Annotated in this window: 20 protein-coding genes; 7 read left to right on the top strand and 13 right to left on the bottom strand. The window is 54.2% G+C overall.

The window, feature by feature from the left end; translation table 11 throughout:
* Window positions 1-120 precede the first annotated feature (120 nt).
* Window positions 121-801 carry a hypothetical protein gene (locus K239x_RS06200; RefSeq protein WP_145416921.1) on the bottom strand — a complete coding sequence of 227 codons (681 nt, stop codon included), beginning with the start codon at window positions 799-801 and terminating at the stop codon, window positions 121-123.
* Window positions 802-1,110: 309 nt separating this feature from the next.
* Between K239x_RS06200 and K239x_RS06195 the strand changes: the two genes are divergently transcribed.
* A complete protein-coding gene (locus tag K239x_RS06195) occupies window positions 1,111-2,376 on the top strand; it encodes a lactonase family protein (RefSeq protein WP_145416920.1) in 1,266 nt (421 codons plus the stop codon).
* 121 nt (window positions 2,377-2,497) lie between these two features.
* Here K239x_RS06195 and K239x_RS06190 read toward each other — a convergent pair whose 3' ends face one another.
* Window positions 2,498-4,366: an SHD1 domain-containing protein gene (locus tag K239x_RS06190; RefSeq protein ID WP_145416919.1), complete on the bottom strand. Its 1,869-nt coding sequence runs from the start codon at window positions 4,364-4,366 to the stop codon at window positions 2,498-2,500.
* Window positions 4,367-4,411: 45 nt separating this feature from the next.
* Here K239x_RS06190 and K239x_RS06185 point away from each other — a divergent pair, with 45 nt between their 5' ends.
* Window positions 4,412-4,657, top strand: coding sequence for a hypothetical protein (locus tag K239x_RS06185; RefSeq protein WP_145416918.1), 246 nt, complete (start codon window positions 4,412-4,414; stop codon window positions 4,655-4,657).
* A gap of 17 nt (window positions 4,658-4,674) precedes the next feature.
* Here K239x_RS06185 and K239x_RS06180 read toward each other — a convergent pair whose 3' ends face one another.
* The 9 genes from K239x_RS06180 to K239x_RS06145 all read right to left on the bottom strand — a co-directional run bounded on the left by K239x_RS06180 (window position 4,675) and on the right by K239x_RS06145 (window position 14,663).
* Window positions 4,675-5,280: a hypothetical protein gene (locus K239x_RS06180; protein WP_145416917.1), complete on the bottom strand. Its 606-nt coding sequence runs from the start codon at window positions 5,278-5,280 to the stop codon at window positions 4,675-4,677.
* 24 nt (window positions 5,281-5,304) lie between these two features.
* On the bottom strand, window positions 5,305-5,838 hold the full coding sequence (locus K239x_RS06175) for a hypothetical protein (protein WP_145416916.1): 534 nt from the start codon (window positions 5,836-5,838) through the stop codon (window positions 5,305-5,307).
* Window positions 5,839-6,004: 166 nt separating this feature from the next.
* A complete protein-coding gene (locus K239x_RS28300; protein WP_419189733.1) occupies window positions 6,005-6,583 on the bottom strand; it encodes a hypothetical protein in 579 nt (192 codons plus the stop codon).
* Window positions 6,584-6,700: 117 nt separating this feature from the next.
* Window positions 6,701-7,066 carry a DUF2200 domain-containing protein gene (locus tag K239x_RS06170; RefSeq protein WP_145416915.1) on the bottom strand — a complete coding sequence of 122 codons (366 nt, stop codon included), beginning with the start codon at window positions 7,064-7,066 and terminating at the stop codon, window positions 6,701-6,703.
* Window positions 7,067-7,224: 158 nt separating this feature from the next.
* Window positions 7,225-7,881 carry an ankyrin repeat domain-containing protein gene (locus K239x_RS06165; RefSeq protein ID WP_419189732.1) on the bottom strand — a complete coding sequence of 219 codons (657 nt, stop codon included), beginning with the start codon at window positions 7,879-7,881 and terminating at the stop codon, window positions 7,225-7,227.
* Window positions 7,882-8,259: 378 nt separating this feature from the next.
* Entirely contained in the window at window positions 8,260-8,772 is a 513-nt protein-coding gene (locus tag K239x_RS06160; protein ID WP_145416913.1) for a hypothetical protein, read from the bottom strand.
* A gap of 1,628 nt (window positions 8,773-10,400) precedes the next feature.
* Window positions 10,401-11,003 carry an IS630 family transposase gene (locus K239x_RS06155; protein ID WP_145416912.1) on the bottom strand — a complete coding sequence of 201 codons (603 nt, stop codon included), beginning with the start codon at window positions 11,001-11,003 and terminating at the stop codon, window positions 10,401-10,403.
* 667 nt (window positions 11,004-11,670) lie between these two features.
* Entirely contained in the window at window positions 11,671-13,119 is a 1,449-nt protein-coding gene (locus K239x_RS06150) for an anthranilate synthase component I family protein (RefSeq protein ID WP_145416911.1), read from the bottom strand.
* 113 nt (window positions 13,120-13,232) lie between these two features.
* Window positions 13,233-14,663: a DUF6513 domain-containing protein gene (locus tag K239x_RS06145; RefSeq protein WP_145416910.1), complete on the bottom strand. Its 1,431-nt coding sequence runs from the start codon at window positions 14,661-14,663 to the stop codon at window positions 13,233-13,235.
* A 298-nt stretch (window positions 14,664-14,961) separates the two neighbouring features.
* Here K239x_RS06145 and K239x_RS06140 point away from each other — a divergent pair, with 298 nt between their 5' ends.
* The 3 genes from K239x_RS06140 to mqnC all read left to right on the top strand — a co-directional run bounded on the left by K239x_RS06140 (window position 14,962) and on the right by mqnC (window position 17,948).
* Entirely contained in the window at window positions 14,962-15,651 is a 690-nt protein-coding gene (locus K239x_RS06140; RefSeq protein ID WP_145416909.1) for an RluA family pseudouridine synthase, read from the top strand.
* 320 nt (window positions 15,652-15,971) lie between these two features.
* Window positions 15,972-16,751: a menaquinone biosynthetic enzyme MqnA/MqnD family protein gene (locus K239x_RS06135; RefSeq protein ID WP_145416908.1), complete on the top strand. Its 780-nt coding sequence runs from the start codon at window positions 15,972-15,974 to the stop codon at window positions 16,749-16,751.
* Between the two features lie 30 nt (window positions 16,752-16,781).
* Entirely contained in the window at window positions 16,782-17,948 is a 1,167-nt protein-coding gene (gene mqnC, locus K239x_RS06130; protein ID WP_145416907.1) for a cyclic dehypoxanthinyl futalosine synthase, read from the top strand.
* A gap of 154 nt (window positions 17,949-18,102) precedes the next feature.
* Here the strand turns inward: mqnC and K239x_RS06125 are convergent, their stop codons facing one another.
* Complete coding sequence (locus K239x_RS06125; RefSeq protein WP_145416906.1) at window positions 18,103-18,906, bottom strand: hypothetical protein; 804 nt, start codon at window positions 18,904-18,906, stop codon at window positions 18,103-18,105.
* A 137-nt stretch (window positions 18,907-19,043) separates the two neighbouring features.
* Window positions 19,044-19,451 carry a hypothetical protein gene (locus K239x_RS06120; protein WP_145416905.1) on the bottom strand — a complete coding sequence of 136 codons (408 nt, stop codon included), beginning with the start codon at window positions 19,449-19,451 and terminating at the stop codon, window positions 19,044-19,046.
* Between the two features lie 407 nt (window positions 19,452-19,858).
* On the opposite strand from K239x_RS06120, the gene K239x_RS06115 reads away from it, so the two are divergent.
* On the top strand, window positions 19,859-20,413 hold the full coding sequence (locus tag K239x_RS06115) for a hypothetical protein (RefSeq protein WP_145416904.1): 555 nt from the start codon (window positions 19,859-19,861) through the stop codon (window positions 20,411-20,413).
* Window positions 20,414-20,545: 132 nt separating this feature from the next.
* Complete coding sequence (locus K239x_RS06110; protein ID WP_145416903.1) at window positions 20,546-21,733, top strand: S1 family peptidase; 1,188 nt, start codon at window positions 20,546-20,548, stop codon at window positions 21,731-21,733.
* The last annotated feature ends 163 nt before the right edge of the window (window positions 21,734-21,896 follow it).

Raw genomic sequence — 21,896 nt, 5'->3', positions numbered from 1 at the left:
CAATATTTCAACCCAACGTACCCGCGTTGTCATTTAGCGGATTGCGATGTAGCGGATTGCCAGCGTCTAAAGCCTCTCGCTAACACTGGCGGGCAATCCCCAACGAGCCATCAGTCAACGCTACTTCAGCACACCGGCTTGCTTCAGATGTTCCACTGCCGACGATTTGATCAGGCCTTTTTCCTGCAACACTTTTTCCATCTTTTCGATTGCGGTCGTGCAAAGAATCTTGGTGGCTAAATCGTCTTGGGGATCATGCAGTGCGCTCAGCTTTCCTGCAAACGCAAACCGGCCATCGACATAAACAAACGAAACCAAGCTGAAACCGCTCGTTGCGCCCGGGCGGACCATCCGCAGCGAATACAACGGCGTCGGTTTGGTCATTCGCTGAAGTGCTGCGTTCTGCCAGCCCGTCGCCGTGGGGTCGATGGCCTTGGTATGCATGGCAAGTTCCAAGTTGGTCTTTCCCTGAGCCTTTTGTTTGGCGACCAAGTTCCCGATGCCAGAGTACATCGACGCTGCTTGACGATACTCAGTTTTCAAAGCCCGCGCAGTTTCGGCGTCGAAGTGCTCATCAAACCATTTCAAAGGAACTAGCACATCGCCTTGGGGATTGGCGACATAGGCGTTTACCCAAGTGCGAAACTCTTCCAAGCTCTTTGTGCCAGCAACGCTGGACGCCGTTTGATTGGCCCGTTCCAACACCTGCCCAATGCCGGACAACTGAGCCGAAACCGTCGTGCACGGAATCAAGAACATCAAAAACACAACGAGTCCTGCCTGCCTTACTACCGACTTCATCAAACTATCTCCGACGCAGAAAGAAAAAACACCGATCCAAGCCAGAGTCTAACACGTGTGCCAGCGAATAGCTTGGTTTGCCAAGTTCACCTCCGTTTCGGTACCGCGCATTTTTGCTCCCGTTTGCAGATCAATACGCCTTTACTTTGTGCTAATGCATCCGTCGGATCAAAATGCGAACCAAGATTTTTTTTACTCAGACGCCCCCCTTTCATGCTTGCGAAACGCATGCAGAACACCTCGCCAGATTGGCGTAGAATGGCGACGCATCTTGTCCTCCCGCCTCAGCCCCTCCACCGATCAAATCACATGAATGTCACTCAGCCAGGTTTCTATTCAAAGCTTCTTGCTGGATTATGTCTGTTGGCAACCTGCCTGCTTGCCTCGCCCGCTGCGCTTATGGCAGACGATCCCGAGCGCCCTTTGTTTGCCTACGTCGGAACGTTCAGCTCGCCGCTCAAAGACACCCTGCCGACTCAAGTAGATCTTCCTCCCGGCAACGGAGCAGGCATTCACATTTTCGAAGTGAATCGGAGCACCGGCGCACTCGTTCCACGTGGGACATTCCCGCTGGGAACCAGCCCAAGTCATCTTGCGATCAACTCGGACGGCACTCGGCTTTATTCAGCCAACGAAACGGATCGGTTCGGAAAGGACAAGCATGGTTCGATCAGCTCCTTTGAAATCAACCCGACCGACGGAAACCTCCGGCCACTGGGCACCGTGGATGCCGGTGGCGCGGGCCCGACTTACGTTAGCATTCACCCGAGTGGCAAATACCTCTTTGCGGCGAACTACTTTGCAGGCTCCGTGTCGGTACTCCCGATTCAGTCCGATGGCAGTTTGGGAAACGCGACCGATATCCAGAATGACTCCGGTCCAATCGGCCCCACCCGAGCGACCAATGCTCCTCAGGGCAGCTTTGCATTTAGCGGCCATGACCGCACGCACGCCCACATGATTCAGTCCGATCCCAGCGGTCAGTTCGTGATTCATGTCGACCTGGGATTAGACAAAATCTATGTCTGGAAATTCAACGCCGTCGACGGAACACTCTCGCCCGGCAAAAACCACGTCGTCAGTCTTCCGCCTGGAGATGGCCCGCGTCATTTTCATTTTCATCCTCACGGGCGTTGGTTCTATTCGATTCAAGAAGAGGGTTCGACGATCGCGCTCTTTGATTACGAATCCTCCACCGGAAAACTCACCAATCGCCAGACGATCTCGACCCTGCCACCCACGTACGCAGGCAGTAATTTCTGTTCCGAGATTCTTGTTTCCCAAGATGGCAAGTTCGTCTACGCCGGCAATCGACTTCACGACAGTATCGGAATCTTCGCCGTGGGCGCTGATGGCCAATTGCAATTCGTTGACTACACCTGGACGCGAGGCAACTATCCTCGCAGTTTCGCCTTTGATCCCAGTGGCGAGTTTCTCTACTCGTGCAATCAGCGAGCAGACAACATCGCTATCTTCCAAGTCAACCAAGACAGCGGCAAACTCAAATTCACAGAGCAGTACGTCCCGGTCGGCAATCCATCCTGCATTGTCTTTCTCCAGCCCAAGAAGCAATAGAAACCGAGAACAAAAAACACACCGACTAAATACGTCGATTCGAACCTGAATCGATTCGCGTCGCTGGGATTTCAGCACGGCGACGTCGAACGATGCCAAAACGCCGTTTCGCATTAGGAATCTAGTCAACTCGCTGAAGCACCATTGTGCCACCGCCCCCTGCAAGACCTAGCTTCACTGTCTTTGCGTCTTGCGAAAGAATGGTGTACGTCACCGGCGGTGCCTTTTTCGCAATCGCGGTTTCAAATGTCTCGCGTGTTACGGCCGATGTTGCGGACTTAAATTCGACCAGTTTGCTCTCCTTTTCTGTCAAGCAAATCTCTTTTCCCTGTTGAGTCCATGTCCCCTGCTCGCGACTAGTCACGGTGTAAACCTGCTTTCCAGTTGCTGCAATTAACACGGTCAAAGTGGAGTAGACTTCGTAGGTCTTGTCGGTGGCAAACCGATAGGTGCTACGGCTCTTTCCGATGTTCCCACTGCCATACGAATCTTCTGCCTGTATCTGCCACCGACCTATCAGACCGGCGGCCTGCTTGTTTATGTCAGCGCTGTTGCCTTCCCCGCTGCCACCCAGGGCGCTGCCAACTTGGGCGCGATCCATGGCGATCGTTTGGGGGCGCCCCTCTGATTTGGCAGGTTGGCCAGCAGACGAATCCGCAGGCTTGCCCGCGGATTCCGCCAAAGGCAGATCGATCATCCGCATTTCTGTGTCAGAGACGACGTAGGTGAAGTGGCCCGCCTGGAGCGGAGCACCCAATCCGCTGTACCGGGCGACCTTCGCACCGCTGCGCCAGTCGACCAGACTGCTGCCATCGATCAAAACGTATTTGTCGTCGCAAAAGATCGCTCCGTTGCTGGTGCCAACGCCGCTTACGTCTATATCTTGAATCCACCGGTTGCTCTGCAAATCCAAAATCAGCACGCGCCCGATCGATGACAGATACAGTTTGTCTTCACTGGGATTGAACGAAAGCTTGGGATAGCTGATACGCCCAAGTACACTCAGCGGCTGCGAACCGACAATCTTGCCATCGGAAAGATCGACGATGACAAGTTGCGTCGCCGATGCGATGGCCAACCGAGATTGGTCTTCCGTCGTGTGCCAGTAAGGCGGCGACCCCATTTCGATTTGCCACATCGCTCGTCGACTTGGCATCTCCCAGGCCACCACATGGCCACCTTTGCTGCAGGTGATCAGACTGTTTCCGGGGCCTGCCGTCGCAAACCGTATGGTACTGTTGCGTCGGTCAGCGTAGGGCGTCCAGATTTCGCCCCGCTGAAGCACACCGTTTTTGACGCGCCAGGATTGCAGGTCCGCCGTCGAAGTTGTCCCGTCTTTTCCTGTCCCAACCATCACGATCGTGGTCCCGTCTCCCAGAAGGGCAACCGGGTGCATCGCTGCACCGGTTTCTGGTGGTAGCTCGGTCAGTTCCCCCGATCGAAAGTCGCCGACCAAGAGGCGTGTCTGAGCGGATGCGCCCGAACCGCTCACATCGCTGACGGCGGCTTTCCTAAACAGACCATTGATCGCATGAGGCTGTCGGCGGCCATGTGGCTTCGGCAAACTGATCGTACGTGACCCGTTGCTCGGCGATTGCGCACTGGCAACTTTGACGTTCCAGATGGGCTGAGAGTAGTCCAAACGGCGGGCCGAACCGAGACTCAGTTTTGAATCAACAGGCTTCTGCGGACCGTCAATCAGACTTTCTGTTGAAAGTGGTTTCGCGTCGCCTTCCGCAGGCGTTTTCAACTGCTTTAGATAGGTTTGGTTTGCTTTGCTAAGACGGGCGATAGGAATTTCGATCGTCCGTCCGTCGCTCTTCTTCAGAACGACCTGCGTCGGATCTTTCCGAATCAGTTTCGCCTTCACCTGGAAGCGACCGGTCGAATCCGTCCACAGTCGCTCCGAGCTTGAAAGTCCATCCTGAGCACCGACGGACACCAACCAGAACGTGAGTGACCAAACAATCCCAACTGCTACGCGATACATGCGTTCTCCCTACCGATCCGGCGCAAATGCCCCATCGAACTATTCGTGAAAACGCTCATTGTAACTGAGCCAACGAATCGCGTTTCCTCGCGGTTTGTGGTCAACAAAGCCGGTAGGAATATCGCAAAACCGCTGTTAAAAGGGGCAACTCACTTTCAATCACAACTTGAGGTCGTCGGAGCCAAGCGATCTAACGAATGCCATAAGTACATCCGCCGCATCATCGCATCCCGCGCCGGCAAAACGAATCGCAAAGACAGGCCAGAAGACAATCGACTCGCCCTCCGGTGATTTGCATGGTTCGCCGCTCACGAGGATTCGACGCCAAATGTTTCCATGGCGGATGCGTGGACTGTTGCTGAATTCAGTTTTTGGGAGGCTGCGAGAATCATTGACTCGTCTCCACCCACGTCCCACATCGTCACAAACCGCTCACCTGATCGTGGCCCGAAAACACCGTCGTGTTCAACGTCGATCAAGACATCGAGTATCGTATTAAAAACCGCAGTTGCCTCAAGGCTTTCGTTGTCGCATCGGCGTTCTGAGATCAGTGAAGTGAGTTCATTGAATTTGGCATCAAACATTTGCGTCCCAATGGACTGCCATTGCGGCGGGAAATGCGCATTCAGTCCCAGGGAATCGGTTGCACATTTCTGCAACGCGGACGCGCGCTGATAGGCCGGAAAGATGTGCTCGAAATACGGAGGCGCACAAATCGCATAACCGCAGATGTCGCCGAACTGTTGCGTAAGGTCCGCATAGTTCGACGTGATGAGGGCCCGCAGTTGCGACCGCAGTTCTGCTAAAAGCTCTGTGTTGTCCAACGTATTCCTTTCGGCAAAAAAAGACGCTGACCGAGCGACGCCATTGTGGCTTCCCCTCTCCAAAACGCCCTGCCCGCGACTTCGATCCATCGCATGGATCTGCTTTTCGATTTACTACGGCGGTATGGCAAAGTGGGACGCAAGCAAGAAGGTTAGCAGTGTCGATGTCTCGATGCAAATTCGGCGCGAAAAGCGTGCTCCTGCATACGCACGCGAAAGTAAAGACGTAACAAGCAGCAACGAAAACGCGGCCAAGCAAAGGTGTTCGACGTGCGCCAACGAAAGCGGCCCTAGTGAACGACTGTGCCAAATCGCGGGGAAACCTGCCGGCAGCATCACTATCAGCCAGAACAACTGCCAGACGTAGTGAAAAACAAGAAAGGTTGTGACAACAACACGAAGCACGGTGCCATCGTCCGGGGCTACGAATTGCCAATCGCAATAGCGTGAAGGATCGGCCATGCCACCTGAGCGTGCCAGAAAGACCGAAGCAAATGACAACACGCTGTAATGCACAGCAACACTCGCGATCGCAATCAACGCTCCGAATGCGCCGAACCACATCATGAATGCAGAGAACGCAATCAGCGCCAGCAGCGTCTGAATCCCGAACAAGAACGGCAAACTGGCTCGGCGGCGAATTCTCATGTGGCGAAGAGCAATCCTTGAATAGCAGAACGACCGGCGTCACTGAGCACGGCTTAGGTGGCTTCTATTTGCTAACTTCCCATGCTGTGTTTCACTGCACGCCATAGGCCCACTCTTATTCGCACGCACACAGACGCGTCTTCGACCACTTGATGCGAAGTGATGCCTAGTCGTTTGGCTCCGACCATGGAGCCGGTTCAGTCACGGTAGCGATCAAATAGAAACCGTCGGTAGCGGTCAGACTTGCAACAAGAACAGGCTCGCCAAGTTTGAACGAATAAGTGCCCTGGGCAGTCACATTCCTAACCGATGGCTGGGCTCCAACTTTGCATTTGTCCGCTAAGCTCGCGGTCGTATAGTCCAGCTGCATGAGGATATCAGACGATTTACGTTGCGTGGTGAACTGCATCGTCGTCCCCACTTCTACGAATGCTAAATCACCGTCCTTGCCCGACGCCGGATTTGGAAAACCAACACGCTCACCAGCGCGAAAAATGGCTGGGCAATCAGTGAGTGTTGGTACCCGGATCGTTCTGACGGGCTTTGCATCTCCTTGAAGAAGTAGGCCAAGTATGACGGTGGACGAGGCATTGGGCGGCGGATTGAGCTCAGTTCGGTACTCGGCAACCGTCACAACCAATCTCGATGAGGCGTCCTCCGATGAGCTCTGTGAAAACCCAGGCGTCGTGATCAATAATGAGATTCCAAACAGCAGGCATCGACTTGAAGCAGGGCTGATTCGCATGGCTCTGGTCTCGTTGGAGTAACGTTGGGCGCAGCCGCGCGGCGACGGCTGACGTTGATTTAATTTTGCGTGATTCGCCACACCGCTTCACGCGCTCAATATTCGAGGATTTTTCCGTTACGCGGTTCGGAGGATTTTGTCCATCTTCCGACCCTTGGCAAGCTCGTCGACAAGTTTGTCCATGTATCGGGTCTGTCGGGTCAACGGAGTCTCTATCTCCTCGATACGGTATCCGCAAATTGTCCCAGTAATCAGGGTTGCATTAGGATTGATCGTTGCCGCAGCGAAGAATTGCTCAAACGTTGCCTCACTATCAATAAGCTTCTGCAATTTCCTGATGTCGAATCCAGTCAGCCATTCAATGACTTGGTGAAGTTCCTCTTGGGTCCGTCCCTTCTTTTCGACTTTCGCGATGTAATGTGGATAGACGGAGGCAAATGTCATTTTGGCGATTCGATCGTCATGCGTTTTCGTGGTCGTCATCTCGGATTCCTCCTTCCGCTAAAAGCGGCACATAGAACATTTTCACGGCAGCACTCTTAGTCAGATAACTCGCGAAGTTGCTGTGCAGATTCCCAAAATCTTGATCGCGCGGTTCGGTGCATGCAATCGTTCGCCGGTCTCTTCCTTCAGGCGGTAGGCTACCTCTTTTTTAACAAATCAATGACACCGTCATACGGCTGACCATCCCAAAAACGCCGCTGAGCAAAATCCAGCGCGGTATCCCCTTCGCTGTTAACAGCCAGTGGGTCAGCCCCCAAGTCAAGCAAACATGCGGTTGCTTCAAGAAAGCCTTCTGCAGCAGCGACCATCAGCGAAGTACATTCGTAGCCCTGCACGGGCCCTTTTTCGTTCGGCAAGTTGATCACAGCACATGCCTCGGTTCGGCTATCAACTTCGACACCTTCGGACACAAAGAATTCTATCATTTCAATGCGACTGGACATCGCGACGAGGTGAATTGGCCTGAATCCGTCCAAAGGAGAGACTGCGTTCAGGTTAGCCCCAGCTGCAGCGAGTGCTTGAGCTACCGGCACACGCTCCTTGTTAAATCCCCAAAGCGATGCCATATGGATGGGATTCCAAGGGAGATAGTCCTGGCCGATCGCGTCATCTTCCCAGCCGAAATACGCGACCTTTTTAAAGTTGCGGTTCACGTCATCGCCGTGTTCCACCAGGAATTGAATCACTTCGGGTCGCCCAGCGGTGATCGCAAACTGGATCGGAAAGTAGGTATCAACTTGATCACTCACCCCCACAGGGCGGTCGCGCAAAAGGTATTGAATGCGTTCGGTCATGCCCAACCCACAGGCTGAATGCAAATCGACTTTGGCACCGTGATCAATCAACAACTTTGACGGGTGCCCGGGTTTGCGCTCTCTGATCGATGCGAGCTGCAAAAGAGTCATGCCGAAACCAATCGAGTGGTTGGTTGGCCGTCTGGCCGCGATCAACGCGACAAGCGGTTCGTCGCCGTTGCAAGAGCGAAGTAGCTGCGCCAATCGAGCGTCATCGCCGCTTGTGATGGCCTCGATATAGTCGTGTTCGTTTAGCATGCTGCAAAGTCGACGTTTTCGTACGCCGCCCGAAAATGTTGGACATGATCGAGCAAGCGCGGTTAATGTACCGATTGCAAAGCCCCGGATCGCGCACTCTGGCCATGTCAGGGTTCGTCGTCATGGCTGGTCGGCTTCAATCTTTTCGCCACCGACGAGAAGATTGTAGCGTATCAGAAATTCAAGCCGCTCCAGATTCGACTTCAGGCGTTCAAACGCGTGTTTCGTTTCCACCGATCCAGTTGCCTGAACCCATTTCTGCTTGGTTCCCGATGGTGCCATGAACTCAAGGTCTACGCCCGACAACTCGGGATCCGTATTGAGTTCGCGTTGGATCGATCGAACTCGCCGTTGAATGTCGGCCATTGTAGCCATGAATGGATAATCGGCAAAGCAAGCTTTAGGAAACGCAACGGGAGCAAGCGTCAGCACAGCCAGCAGTCCACAAATACACGCGGATAGACGCTTGCCTTCGGACAGAGCACGAACTGAGCAAGCAACCGCCAGCGCGCTTACCATCCCGAAAAACGAAAATAAAATCGCTCCATAGAAGTCCAGCAAAACGAAGCCACGAACCAAGGCGAAGCCGAGGATCGATGCCGAGGTAGCGACAAGCATCGTAGAGCGTTTCATTATGCATTGATTTCGGGCATGCTTATCGACGTACCCCAGCGATCACCGAATCCGGATGGTCGATCTTCCAATTCACAACGCAGGCAAGCCGGACTGCGGTGCATCACACTGGCTATCCGCGATTGTAGCGGGCAGAAGCAAATCGATGCCCCGGCCAGTTTGTTTAGCGGCGGAGCAAGAACCACATGAGCCCGATCCCGGGGACGGCCCCTAGGATCGCAAGCGTAACGCACATCATCATCCAACCGGCTGCGAATCGTGGTTTCGCTGACTCTGAACTGTACGCGACAACCTCACCCTCCATGTTGAGCTCGCAACTGCAATTTGGGCAACGATATCCGCCCTGAGTCCACTGACGCTTCGTTTTGCTGAAGGGGGATTGAATCAGCGATGTTGCACGCTGGCATCCAGGGCAGTGTCGCCGTAGCTTGCGACAGAGGTACAAGACCCAAAGCAAAAAGAATGCGAAAGGCGACTGAATCAGAATCACATCAAGAATTTATGCGTCGCCGGATAGTGGATTGCAAAACGTAAAAGCGCGATGCACCTCGTGGAATTCATCCGGAAAACGGCAGGGTTCACCGAGTCCGCACGGTCGATCTTTTAATTCAAATTGCATGCATTCCTGGCGTCGGCGTATCAAATTGGCTATCCACCTTCCGAGACTTGGTCAGTCATGTCAGTTGAAGCTTCAAGCATTGAGAAATCAGGAGACCGTTCTTTCGATTGGTAGGGTGTGTAGGCTATCCACGTTCCATCGTAGTGCTTTGGAACAGACCAACGTTTCGCAATGGATAGGCAACCAGCGATCGAGAGAAAAAGAATGATCGCAGGCCCTAAAACCGACCATTGGTCGGCTAAGTGAGAGCTTGAATAATATGTCCTTGCAACCCATCTCCATGCAAAAAAGACGCTAGCAGCAGCAAATGGCAAGATGACTAGCGTAACGCCAGCCCAACTGGCTGGCGCGTCAATAACTTTTCGACGCGGCCCTATTGGCAGTGTGCGCTTGATGATCGCGTAAAGACCAAAGCCGATGCAGGCGAGTAAAACCGCGATAAGTTGCATTTGCGCAGATTGTGCCCGGTGCGTGTTTCGGTCGCGTAAACAATCTATGAAGCGTGTGGCTTGAGGCAAGTCGGCTGGATTTCCCTACTGACCGAGCCGTGATCGTTTCCCTGAGACGTCACAGTCAGACATTCCAACTTCTTACACCTCTATGATGATCCTTTCGATGGACCTGGGCAAGTTCAACACGGCTTGCTCCCTCTGCACTCCCCAGAATCGCAAACATTGACTTGAGACGTTCGTGACCAAGCGATCGCATGCGGATCTTTTGCTGGACTCGCACTCTGCCAACTTGGTCGTGATGGAAACCAGGAGACAGTTAGCATGGATCAGTAAAGAATGCCGGGAACGTGGAGTTAAAACCATCCAGGGCAGCACCAACGACGGGGCGTGGTGCCGGTTGAACACAAAGCGAAAAACCGATCGACGATCGTCCGGTTTCCCCGCGGTCGAGCGACAAAGCAACGATGGTCAAACCGCCTTTTTGAATGCTCCGTAAGCTACGGATCGCTACACGCCGAGCGTTCTCTCCGACAAGTAAACCGGCTACTAGAGCATTTTTACTTTTTCTGTGCGATGTAGCCTGAGTTGCGAAACCAATTGAGGCAATCAGCAGGTGTAACTGTGTCGATCGCTTTACCGATTGCGTTGTAAAGTTTGCGTTCGGTGCGAACAGCTAGACGACGTAGATGAGCTTTGATCTTGGAGAAGATCTGCTCGATGGGATTGAGGTCCGGTGAGTAGGGTGGCAAGAATTGAACTTCCGCACCCGTTGCGCGAATCTTCTCGAGCACGGCCCCGCCTTTGTGACTCGACAGATTGTCCATGATCAGGATATCGCCGGGACGCAGAGCGGGAGCCAACAACCAGTCCACATAGGCTTCGAAGACCCACGCGTTGGTCGGTCCGTTGGTGATTGTCGACGCTCGACTGCCACGACAATCAATCGCGTGGATCAGTGTTGTCGTCTCCCAGTGCCCGTGCGAAACTAAATCCATCACTCGCTCATCACTTGGGCCCCAGCCATAGCGACGCGTCATGTTCGTTTTGGCACCTGTCTCGTCCAGAAACACAAGCTTGCTGATCTCCAGTCGACTTTGCTGCTTTTTCCAGCTTATCCTTCGTTCTTTGACGTCACTTCGCTCTTGCTCGCTGGCATGCAAGGTCTCTTTTTATGCGTATGTCCCTGCCGCCGTAGCTCCATCCAGATCGTCTTCAAACAGCAGTCCACACGCAGTTTCGTACGAAGCTGCTCAAGCGTTAGGCTTGGATCATCGCGGACAAACTTATCAAGTCGCTCGCACTGCTTGTCCGTCAATAATCGTTTCCGCCCAACCTTGTGTTGTCTGAGGCTCAAGCGTCCCCATGTCACGCCATTGATACTCGAGCTTCTGAACCATCTTGTGACTCACCAAAAACCGGATCGCGATCTTCGGCATGCTCTCCTTACCTTCGTGAACGGCTGCCAAGATCCGTTCCCGCAAATCCATACTCAACGCTCTCATCTGTGCACCTCCATGAACGAGAAGCGCACAATTTATCGCCGGGAAAAGAATCGACCTATATCAATTTGCAAAATGCTCTAGGGTTGAAAAGCACCCAATTTCGGAGCCCCGAGCTGCCTTGCGGTCGGTTTGCTGGGATTTCGTTGCCAGGGCAAGCCTTGACGCCTAAGCCCCTTGGCCGGGTGCACGGCGTTGTCACGGAAAAGAAGCAATCAGCTCGGGATGATAAACACATCATCGTCCGTGATGGCGAAGGCCAGACGAATCGGATCACATTCTTGCCGGAACACGCCGTGGATGGGTTAAAACGGCAGATAGCGACCGCTCAGCTTAGCGATTCTTCGTTTGCGATCGCTTGCAGCATGCCTTTGGCCTTCGCCCACGTTTCGGCTTCTTCGGCAGACGGAATGCTACGCGCCGTGATGCCGCCGCCGACAGGAATTTGCCAGTGGTGCTGGGTCGCCGTAATCGTGCGAATCAAGATATTGAAATCCGCATTTCCGCCGCAACTGATGTACCCCAACGAACCACAATAAGGGCCTCGCGGATTGGGTTCCAATTCGGCAATCACTCGCATCGCTTCGATCTTGGGCGCTCCAGTGATGCTGCCACCTGGAAAACACGCTTCTAGCAAATCCACCACGCTGGCATCCTCGCGTATGTAACCTTGGACGACCGACACAAGGTGCTGCACATACTGGTAGCGTTCGACTTGGCAAAGCTGAGTCACGGTGACGCTCTCGTCGGTGCAGACTCGCGAAAGATCGTTGCGCATCAGATCGACAATCATCACGTTCTCCGCGCGATCTTTGGCGCTATCGCGAAGTTGTTCTGCAAGCAGGGCGTCCAAATGAGCGTTGCCCGTGCGCGAGATCGTGCCTTTGATCGGACGAGTTTCAACCAACGAACCACGCACGCTCAGGAAGCCTTCGGGCGAACTACTTAGCACCGTAAAATCGCCGCCGTCGTAGTAGCCGCCAAAGGGAGCTGGATTGGTTTTTCGCAGACGTTGGTAAAGTTCGCTAGGTGGACAGTCGACATCGCGCAGTAGCCGCTGCGCCAAGTTGACCTGAAAACAGTCTCCTTTGCGAATGCGGCCGACGATGTCAGCCACGGCACCGCGAAATGATTCGCTTGTGAAATTACTGGGCGTGTCGGCGGCGTAGTCTGGCGTTTGTAGGGTGGATCGATCGACGGCTTTGGAATTAGCGTCGTCGGAGCCTTCACTTTCGCGACAATCACTTAACAGGGTCTCGATCTGATCGGCTCGTTGGACAGCGACATCCAACGAAGTGGTGCCGTCGACGCAGAGGCCTTGGCAAATCAAACTCGCTTTGCCTTGTTCGTGATCGACGGCAATGGTCCAGTCGTAGAGACCAACCGACAGGGCTGCGGTTGGCAGATCGTTGTCCGCGGCGATGTTGACGTCTTCGAGCCAAGCTCCCGCTTCGTACCCGATCAGCCCCGCGAGACCACCTTGGAATGGCGGCAGATCGCTGCGTGATTGGTTAGGCAATTCGCTGGCCCATTGATGCAACTGAGGCCAAGGATTCGGATCGCCGATCGAAGCGACCAGCCGCCGAATGGGGTCAGCGGTAATGAACGAATAGCGATCCAAATGCGGCTGATCCCCGGAGCGGCCGGGGATGCTTCGCGAAGCTGAATCAAACCATATGCAACCAGGCAGCTGTGAGAGAACCGCGAACCCTTTTTCGATCGAAAAGTTCGCAGGCAGCTCGCGGACATAGGGAAGCTGGTTTGTCGGAAGGCTCATAGTTGCCAAATTAGCAGGCTGAGTCATTTCAAGCAGCCGGGTGTAGTGCAGATGCTAAAAGAGCCGCGTTGTTCTAGCCGCGACTGTCAGCAGAGTTGATTTTAAGGGCGAGTTCAGTTGCGGTGCCGGCTGCTTCGCTTGATTCGGTGGAGGTCCTCGTCCTTGGTCAGCAAGCCCCAATCGAGTGCTTGATCTTGTTCATACTGTTTACCCAATGTGAGAGCGATCGATGCTTTGGCCATTTCGTAGCCTAGATAAAATGCATGCCCTGAGTCGACGTTGGCGGAGCTGCTTTCTTGTAGCAGCCGATCAAACAATGCGAACGGATCGGCGTCGCTGAGATGAAGCTGTGAAGCCAGCAGATGAACTTCGCCGTCTTGCGCAAACAAGCGATAGTTGTTGTCTTTTAATGAATCGGCAAGCGATTGCAGCAACGCGGGTGAATAGGGTCTGAGTTTGGCGTCACGTAGCATGACTAATTCTTGCGAAAGTCGCTTGGGTGGAATCTGGTGCTTCACCGCGTAGTACGTCAGACGGCGTGCTGCATCGCATTCGCGCACGGACGTCCGCGCCCAGTTGATCACCTGCGTCGTCAGCACGCTATGAATGCCCAATTCTTGACAGATCCCCAATAACATCAGGTTCACGCCCGCCGAATCCACGTCCGTCAATTCGGTCAAGTTGCCGATGCCCATCATCATGCCAACATCGGGATAACGTTTGCGACAATTCAAGTAACGCTGCAAGCTGGCGGCAAAGCCCGACCCGATGGGTTCCAAAATGGGGTCCAAACGCATCGCGACGTCTTTGCTGGCCAAAAACTCGACCGTTTCATGCAAACTTTTTTCATCATCCGGACTATCCGGGATCACCACGACTTCGCAGCCCCAGTCGGCGGCTTGTTGGCGGTTGGACGAATTAACCGACAACACCAACGACGCGCCCGCAGCTATACCTTGCTGTGCTTCCCATGGGTCGAACGTATCAATCGAAATGCGGTGTCCTGCGTCCGTCAAAGCCGCAACATATTCGCCGAGACGGTCGCACCGCGCGACAGGATCGCAACCAAAATCAATGACGTCGGCGCCGTCGTTTTTCAATGCGCTGGCGTACTGCAACACTTGCTCCACCGTCATCCGTGGTGCGTGATTGATTTCGGCGATGATCTGGATGTCGTGCTGCCCGAAATCATCCTTCAGCGGTTTGCCGCCAAACCATTCGCTAATCGCACGGCAATCGTTGGGGCCGCAAATCACGGGAATATCAAGAGCGTCAGACAATTCGCCGATGCCTGTTTCGCAGTAGCCTGGCACGATCACATGCGTGGCGTCCGCCGGAATCGCGACCTCCGGTTTTGCAAACTGCCGTATCAACCACCGCGGTGTCATCAGCGCGGCGACTGTGATCGGCATCGTACCGATCGTGTGCGCAAAACCGTGTTGTTGTGCTAGCGCCGAAACAATCTCGCGCATCGCTGGTGCAGCCAAACGCCCAGTGACGAAATGGTAGTGATGATTCGGCTGCGGATTGAATGAAGAAGCCATCACGACGCATCTTGATTGATGATGGAGGCGCAGTACAAGCCAAAGCGATTGAATTCGCGCGGATTAACGACCATTGATCGAATTTGTTGCGCAAAAACGGCTTCGCATCGCGATGCGTGCGCTCAATTTTATTTCTGCAAACGCCTTGTCGCTCTTGACGAATGGTTGTCAACCCTTACAACATATTCAGCGAGAGATTCGTGAACGGTTCGTTGCTTCGGCGACAAACCTTTCGTGGCCGGAATCTCTTGCTTTTTTTATGCGCTAACGCAGCACCTCGGTTCCCTCATTTTGAATCATGAACGCGATCAAAATCCTTCATGATGGCGGATCGTTTCTTGCGGTTTCCAAACCTGCGGGTTTGTCGACTCAAGCGCCCCACGGTGCAGAGAGTTTAGAAAGCCGACTGCGAGAACAAATCCGCGATCGCAGCAATTATGCCGCGTTTCCTCACCGATTGGACCGTCCCGTCAGCGGCGTGATCCTGGTGGCACTCACCAAACGCGCCGCACGTTTGTTAAGTGATCAGTTTGCGGCTCGCAAAGTCCGTAAAACGTATCTCGCCTGGGTCGTCGGCAACGCGACCGACGCCACATCGACTTGGAAAGACTGGTTACGCAAAATTCCAGATCAACCGCGTGGCGAAGTCTGCAGTGAATCGGCCGACGGAGCCAAACTTGCACAAACACAGGTTCAGACCGTAGGTTTTGATCCTGCAACCAACCGCACCTTGCTGAAACTTTGCCCGATCACTGGTCGCATGCACCAATTGCGCATCCAGGCAGCTCAGAGAGGGCACGTGATCGTGGGCGATCACCAGTACGGGGCTGAATTTCCGGCGACGGTTCCCTCGAAACCCGCCGATTCGATTGAAGAGCCTGCGAAGCGAATCTGGCTTCACGCTGACAGAATTACCTTCCACGACCCGAAAAATGGTCGTGAGACGACCGTTGAGTGCCCCGACGACGATTTTCGCTTCGCAGTGTAAAATTCGGCAAACGTTATGCGGGGCCAGTCTTTTGCGGTAAAGGAAGCGTGCCGAATGCGGTTTTCCGCATGTTGGTGACTTACAGCGGCTGTGGATTCTTCGTGAACTTTCCTCTTTGGGAAATTGAACGGGGCGGTCCGAGATGGCTTGCAAACGGGAACGTCAAACTGGCGACAATATACATCCGTCTGCCACGCACTAGATCGTACCCGCAGTAACCGCACACTTAGTAACCGCACACTTAGTAATCGCACACTTAGTAATCGCAGACTCGTATTTGGCCACCCAGGCACCCGATTTCTTTCTTTGTCACTAGAAACATGATCCGCATTGGCGCCGTATCGTATCTGAACACCAAGCCGCTGATCTGTGGTTTGCGCGAACGTTTGAGCGGCATTGGCAAGCTGTCGCTGAATTTGCCCAGCCGGCTGGCGCAAGACCTCGCCGCGGGACGTTTAGACGTCGCGCTGATTCCGTCGGTCGAGTACTTTCGGGCAACCGGTTATTCAATCGTGTCGAACGCAGTGATCGGTTGCCGCGGTCCCGTCTGGAGCGTCCGGCTGCTAAGCCGCGTACCTATCCAACAAATCAAGCGACTGGCACTGGACGAAGGCAGTCGCACCAGCGCCGCGATGGTACGCGTTTTGTTAAGCGAGATGCATGGGCTGAGTCCGGAAACGATTCCGCTAGCGATCGACCAGACCCCCGAAACGGTTGATGCCGATGCGATTTTGGTGATCGGCGATCGTGCGATGCATCCCGAGCACGGCGTGTACGAAGAAATCTGGGATTTAGGCGATCGCTGGTGCCGATGGACGGAGCTTCCTTTTGTGTTTGCGATGTGGGTGGCCCGGCCAGGCGTGGACACCACAGGACTGGCAGAGATTTTGCAGGCCAGCCGCGATGAGGGGCTAAGGTCGTTGGAAACGATTGCCAGCCGCGAGGCTGCAACGCACGGGCTAACCAACGAAGACTTGCACCGTTATTTTGTAGAAAACCTCCACTTTCATCTGGGGCCCGGCGAACGAGCGGGGCTGCAAGCGTTTCAAGAGAAAGCAACGGCATTGGGTTTGGTAGACACACCCAAATCAACGCTTTAAAAAAACGATCGATTTACTCAAAGACACACCATGATTGCTTCCGCCCCCGACGCTTCGATCCGTGACATTCTCGACAAAGCCGTCGCGGGAGAACGACTTTCCGCCGCTGACGGCCTGCAGCTTTTGCAAAGCCATGATCTGGCCGCGATTGGTGCCGCTGCCGATAAGGTTTCGCGGCGAATGCACCCGGAACCGTACCGGACATACAACGTCGATCGAAACATCAACTACACCAACATCTGCACCGCGGTCTGTAATTTCTGCGCCTTCTACCGCGGCCCCAAGAGCGACGAAGGTTATGTATTGCCCAGAGCCGAGTTGCTCAAGAAAGTCGAAGAGACGGTCGCACTAGGCGGCAATCAAATTTTGATGCAGGGCGGACTGCACCCCAAGTACAAGTTGGAGTGGTACGAAGAACTGCTCAGCGATATCACGACGGCGTTTCCCAGCGTGAATGTGCATGGATTCAGCCCGCCTGAGCTGCATCACTTTACCAAGGTCAACAACTTGTCGATCAAGGAAGTGTTGACGCGTTTGAAAGCCGCCGGACTGGGGAGTATTCCAGGTGGCGGAGCTGAGATACTGGTCGACCGCGTACGCAACGAACTGACTCGCGGCAAAGTCATGACGGATGATTGGTTGAACGTCATGCGTGTCTGGCACCAACTCGGTGGCATCAGCACCGCGACGATGATGTTTGGCCACGTCGAAACCTTGGCCGAGCGCATCGAACACCTGGAACGTGTGCGTGACCTTCAAGATGAAACAAGTGGCTTTACGGCCTTCATTTGCTGGACGTTCCAACCAGACAATACGGAGCTAGATCACGTGGCTCCTGCGGGCTCGTTTGAGTATCTGAAGACGCAAGCGATTTCGCGGCTGTTCCTTGACAACGTCCCCAACATTCAAAGCAGCTGGGTCACGCAGGGACTGAAAATGGGGCAGTTGGCCATGCTCTTTGGAGCCAACGACATGGGCAGTTTGATGATCGAAGAAAACGTGGTCGCCGAAGCGGGTACGGTGCACTTTCTATCGCTGGATCAAATCCGCGAAGCGATCGAAGAACTCGGGTTCCAGCCGCGTCAGCGAGACGTCTTCTACAATTTGGTCGACGCCGAACTGGAACAAAAAGCGATCGAAGCAAACCGCAACCAAGGCCCCAAGGACTTGGTTGAACTGACAGCGTCGCCCAAGTAGCGTTCGGCTTGAGCTTCATTGCCCAAGTCAGTTGCAACCGTTGCCGGATTTCGGATCGCAGCCGAACGTCGTTCATTGAACGCTCCTGACCGCGATCCGATGTCTTCCGACAGTCTGACGCAAAACCGGCAACCAATACAAAGGCGACTCGGCACTAGAGGACTGACTCAGCAGGAGTTGCAGCGTTCAGCTTTTGCATGGCCGACTGCAATTCATCCGCGGCGGGCGCCGTACCGACGCTCGGGGCAGTTGCAGGCATCGCATTCGTCGCTGGAGTCGGCGTCGTGGATGACACCGAAGCCGACTGCTGCCCTGCCGATGTCTCTACCGACAACGCTGGCGTGACCGTCGTTGCCGCCATAGGAATCGAAGCGAGGTCAAACACTTTGATATTGTTCGCTTCGTTGTTTTCCACGAACTGATCGAAACTATCGACCGCGACCAACAAGCGGCGAAAACCCACAAGCGTGCCGTTGTGGTTCCCCATCGAAAGCGCTTCGACGGGTAATTGCACGTGCACTTCGATGGACTGACCGGCGCAGATTTTTTCGACCTTTACCACCGACGTGGGCGACGTGGAACGGATGCGACCCAACAGTGCCACCGCCGAAACGCGAGGCCCACAGACTTCTCGGGTGCTGTTGTTTCGTAGCACCACAGCGAACTTGGGCCCACAGGCTGGATCGCTATGCGGCATCGACGTGACTTGCATCAGCTCCAAGTCACCGATGTCAGTGCTGGAGATCGCCATCGGTCCAAAACCAGCGTTGTGGACGATCCCTGCCGAATAGTTATCGACACGATTATTGATGCCATGTCGCATCACCAAGTTGATGACGTGGTCACAGGTTTGACCGTGGCCCAACACGCGAGCCAAATCGACTTCGTCGGCCTTTACGCACGACATTGTCGTGCAAAATGCGGCTGCGAGCACAGCGCCGTAAATGATTTTTTTCATCGGTTTGCTTTCGTAAATGATTGATTCGTGTTTGCAAAAAAAGCTTGGCGACCGCGTTGAGTCGCAGATCGCCAAGCTTTGGTTGATGACAAGCAGGTTGTCAGGTTCGGCGTAGAGCATCGTGAGATGCTTATTGATTACCAGCATCCCCAGTAGCTGGTGTACACAGGTGTGTAGTAGCTGTACGTCACCGGTGTGTAGTGATAGGTCGGAGCACAGTAGCGGTAGCTGTGGTACACGGGGGTGTAGTAGTTGTGGTACCGGTAGTTGCTGTAGCTGTTGTACGAACGACAGTAGTTGTAGCCGTATCCGACGCGGCGGAAGCAGGCGGCCACGGCATCCTCGCTACTCTTGTCTTCGTCGTCGCCAAGCAGTGCATCGACGTCGGCTTGGCCAAAGTCATCGGCGTCGGCCACTTCGGCTGCATTGGCGGCGGCGTCGTTGACGTCCAACTTGGCCAGTCGTGACATCAAGTTGTCTTCGGCCATCACGGAAGTAGCGACCAACATCAGCGGGGCAACTGCAAATAGAATTCGTTTCAACATCGTTCTGTTCTCCAAAGGCGGCAGGTTTGATTGAAAAGGAAACAGTGAGCTTGCCGCGGCTCGTCGTTTCCGTGGTTGTTGTTGACTAAGAGACCAAGCGACGAGCATCGAAATGTGTTACCGAAAAAAAACAAAGAGCTTTGATTGGCAGCTACCGCACGCTCTTTTGCCTGGATTGGCCATAACATTCGGATGCCGACCGTGCGGAACGATTGCCAAGCGTTCGATCGATACTGGCAAGCAATTGCAGCGACCGGAGAAATGGGCGAGCGTCGGCGACACGAATTCATAAGGGGAAAAAGCAACGATGTAACAAACGGTGTCTTTTGACGCTCAGGAAAAGAGACGAACGCCAGAATCGATCGTCGCCCTTTGTGCCATCCCTTCGTTTTGAGGTCACCGCTGCCATGCGTGTCACGTTTGCAATCGCCACCCTGCTCGCAATCCTATTTGCGTCAAAAATTATCCACCCGACGATCGCCCATGCCAAGGACGACCTGTTTTCGGAAATTTCAATGGCCGCAGTCTTTGAAAGCTCCACGAAACTCGCCGAGCAAACGACCAGCGCCGACGCAAGGAAGCCCCAGCGAAAAATCAATATTCAGTCGCTGATCAATCCATCCTCGCCTCCCCTACCGACCGTCGTAAAAGCAAAGACGGACGCGGTCAAAACGAGAGCTGAAGTCCCAAAACTGACTTTGGTTGGGACTTGGTCAGCAGCCATCAGCAGCACCGAAGCGTTTGCAATCGCAATCACGGCTGATCGCAAATTTCAGCTTGTCCACCAAAAGAACGGCCAATCGCACGTCTCAGTGGGGACAGCAGCCAAATCGGGCAACCGATTGACCCTGACCGGCAATGACAAAACATCAATCGCCGGGACCGTCACGCAAACCGATAACCAAGCGTTTCGTCTGGAAGTCTCCCCCAGCTTGGCATTGAACTTCAAAAAGGCTCGGTGAAAACACTGCCGATTTTTGCCGGCCCGTTTTTTTCTGTAACACGGCCACACGGATCACGCTTTCAAAGGAGAGTCAAACCATCCAGCGGCGGATCAACCGCCGCGAGCCATCCCCCAAGAGCGAGAAAAACCAATGTTAACGCCCAAAATCGACCGAAAGCTGCTGATCTGCGTTTGCGGCCTTGCTGTGCTGCTGAGCCTCCCAGCGAGCGTTTACGCGGATGCAGAAAACTACCAAAAAGCGCTTCCTTCGACAGTTTGGATCATCACCGCCGACGCCGATGACCAAACATCGAGCGGAACAGGCGTGCTGGTGAACGCCGAAAAACGCTTGGTCATCACCAACGCACATGTTGTAGGAGATAGCCGAAACGCCGTTATCTTCTTTCCCGAAATGAAGGGCGACCTGCCAACCGTGAAACGCAAGAGCTACTTGGACAACATCCTCAAGCTTGGCAAACAAGGCAAAGTCGTCGCAGTCGATCGCAAACGTGATCTAGCCTTGATTCAATTGCCCGAACTTCCCGAGGGGGCCCAAGCGATCGAATTGGCCCAGTCCAGCACCAAGCCAGGTACGGCAGTCGATTTGATTGGAAACCCCGGCGGCAGTGATGTGCTGTGGGTCTACTCCTCGGGAACGGTCCGCGCCGTCTACGACAAAAAATTCGACTCGGACCACGGCGAACATGATTTTAAAGTCGTCGAAACACAGACGGCGATTCGGCGTGGCGACAGCGGCGGACCGGTCGTCAACAGCGATGGCGAACTGGTCGCAATCGCTCAATCGTTTTCGCCGACGGCCGGTGCAGTCAGCTTTTGCGTGGACATCAGCGAGATCAAAGCTCTGATCGATGGGACGTGGAAAGAGTCACCGCTGCCTACCAAAGTAGTCCTGGATAACGCCGAAATTCAGTACACGCTCCATAGCACAGGCAATTATTTGATCCAGCGTGAAGTCGCAAAGGACAAAACCCAGTCTGTTTTTGTCACGAAGAAAACCGAGTACTACCGATTGGCCGACGTCCGACGCATTTGGTCGCTGGTTTCCACATCTACCAAAGCCCCCGATACGAAATTGATGATGCGACTGATGCGTCAGAGCTCGGCCACCAAGATTGGATCTTGGGCGATCGAAAAGAATTCGGCAGGCGAGTACCTGATCCTTTTTGTGGCCAAGCTTGATGCCACCGCATCGGACGACGCGTTGGAAGCGACAGTGGAATACGTCGCACGCATCGCCAACGCGATGGAAAAAGAACTGGCTCCGCAAAAAGCGACCAAGACAGCCGAAGAAACCCTGGCGTCATGGCTCGCTGACTGACCTGAATACTTGATTCGAGGATGGCTCGGCGGGGACGTGGGCGTGAGGTTTTGCAGTTTTGTGAAACCAAAACGAACCGCGTTCCCGTTTTTTCGTGAAATGCCGTAACAGTTTGAACCGTGCCCCGCTTGGATATTTAGCAACGCAGTCATCCCACTGAGTG

The organism is Stieleria marina (assembly GCA_007741555.1).
Lineage (GTDB): Bacteria > Planctomycetota > Planctomycetia > Pirellulales > Pirellulaceae > K23-9.
This window is presented reverse-complemented; position numbering and strand designations above follow the sequence as displayed.

Bases quoted from the DNA above. Each gene is read 5' to 3' on its own strand.
- K239x_RS06140 (WP_145416909.1), top strand. From the start codon at position 14,962: ATGAACGCGATCAAAATCCTTCATGATGGCGGATCGTTTCTTGCGGTT.
- K239x_RS28300 (WP_419189733.1), bottom strand. From the start codon at position 6,583: ATGCGAATCAGCCCTGCTTCAAGTCGATGCCTGCTGTTTGGAATCTCA.
- K239x_RS06125 (WP_145416906.1), bottom strand. From the start codon at position 18,906: ATGAAAAAAATCATTTACGGCGCTGTGCTCGCAGCCGCATTTTGCACG.
- K239x_RS06195 (WP_145416920.1), top strand. From the start codon at position 1,111: ATGAATGTCACTCAGCCAGGTTTCTATTCAAAGCTTCTTGCTGGATTA.
- K239x_RS06180 (WP_145416917.1), bottom strand. From the start codon at position 5,280: ATGGATCGAAGTCGCGGGCAGGGCGTTTTGGAGAGGGGAAGCCACAAT.
- K239x_RS06190 (WP_145416919.1), bottom strand. From the start codon at position 4,366: ATGTATCGCGTAGCAGTTGGGATTGTTTGGTCACTCACGTTCTGGTTG.
- K239x_RS06165 (WP_419189732.1), bottom strand. From the start codon at position 7,881: ATGACCGAACGCATTCAATACCTTTTGCGCGACCGCCCTGTGGGGGTG.
- K239x_RS06145 (WP_145416910.1), bottom strand. From the start codon at position 14,663: ATGGCTTCTTCATTCAATCCGCAGCCGAATCATCACTACCATTTCGTC.
- K239x_RS06175 (WP_145416916.1), bottom strand. From the start codon at position 5,838: ATGAGAATTCGCCGCCGAGCCAGTTTGCCGTTCTTGTTCGGGATTCAG.
- K239x_RS06120 (WP_145416905.1), bottom strand. From the start codon at position 19,451: ATGTTGAAACGAATTCTATTTGCAGTTGCCCCGCTGATGTTGGTCGCT.
- K239x_RS06200 (WP_145416921.1), bottom strand. From the start codon at position 801: ATGAAGTCGGTAGTAAGGCAGGCAGGACTCGTTGTGTTTTTGATGTTC.
- mqnC (WP_145416907.1), top strand. From the start codon at position 16,782: ATGATTGCTTCCGCCCCCGACGCTTCGATCCGTGACATTCTCGACAAA.
- K239x_RS06170 (WP_145416915.1), bottom strand. From the start codon at position 7,066: ATGACGACCACGAAAACGCATGACGATCGAATCGCCAAAATGACATTT.
- K239x_RS06135 (WP_145416908.1), top strand. From the start codon at position 15,972: ATGATCCGCATTGGCGCCGTATCGTATCTGAACACCAAGCCGCTGATC.
- K239x_RS06115 (WP_145416904.1), top strand. From the start codon at position 19,859: ATGCGTGTCACGTTTGCAATCGCCACCCTGCTCGCAATCCTATTTGCG.
- K239x_RS06150 (WP_145416911.1), bottom strand. From the start codon at position 13,119: ATGAGCCTTCCGACAAACCAGCTTCCCTATGTCCGCGAGCTGCCTGCG.
- K239x_RS06160 (WP_145416913.1), bottom strand. From the start codon at position 8,772: ATGAAACGCTCTACGATGCTTGTCGCTACCTCGGCATCGATCCTCGGC.
- K239x_RS06110 (WP_145416903.1), top strand. From the start codon at position 20,546: ATGTTAACGCCCAAAATCGACCGAAAGCTGCTGATCTGCGTTTGCGGC.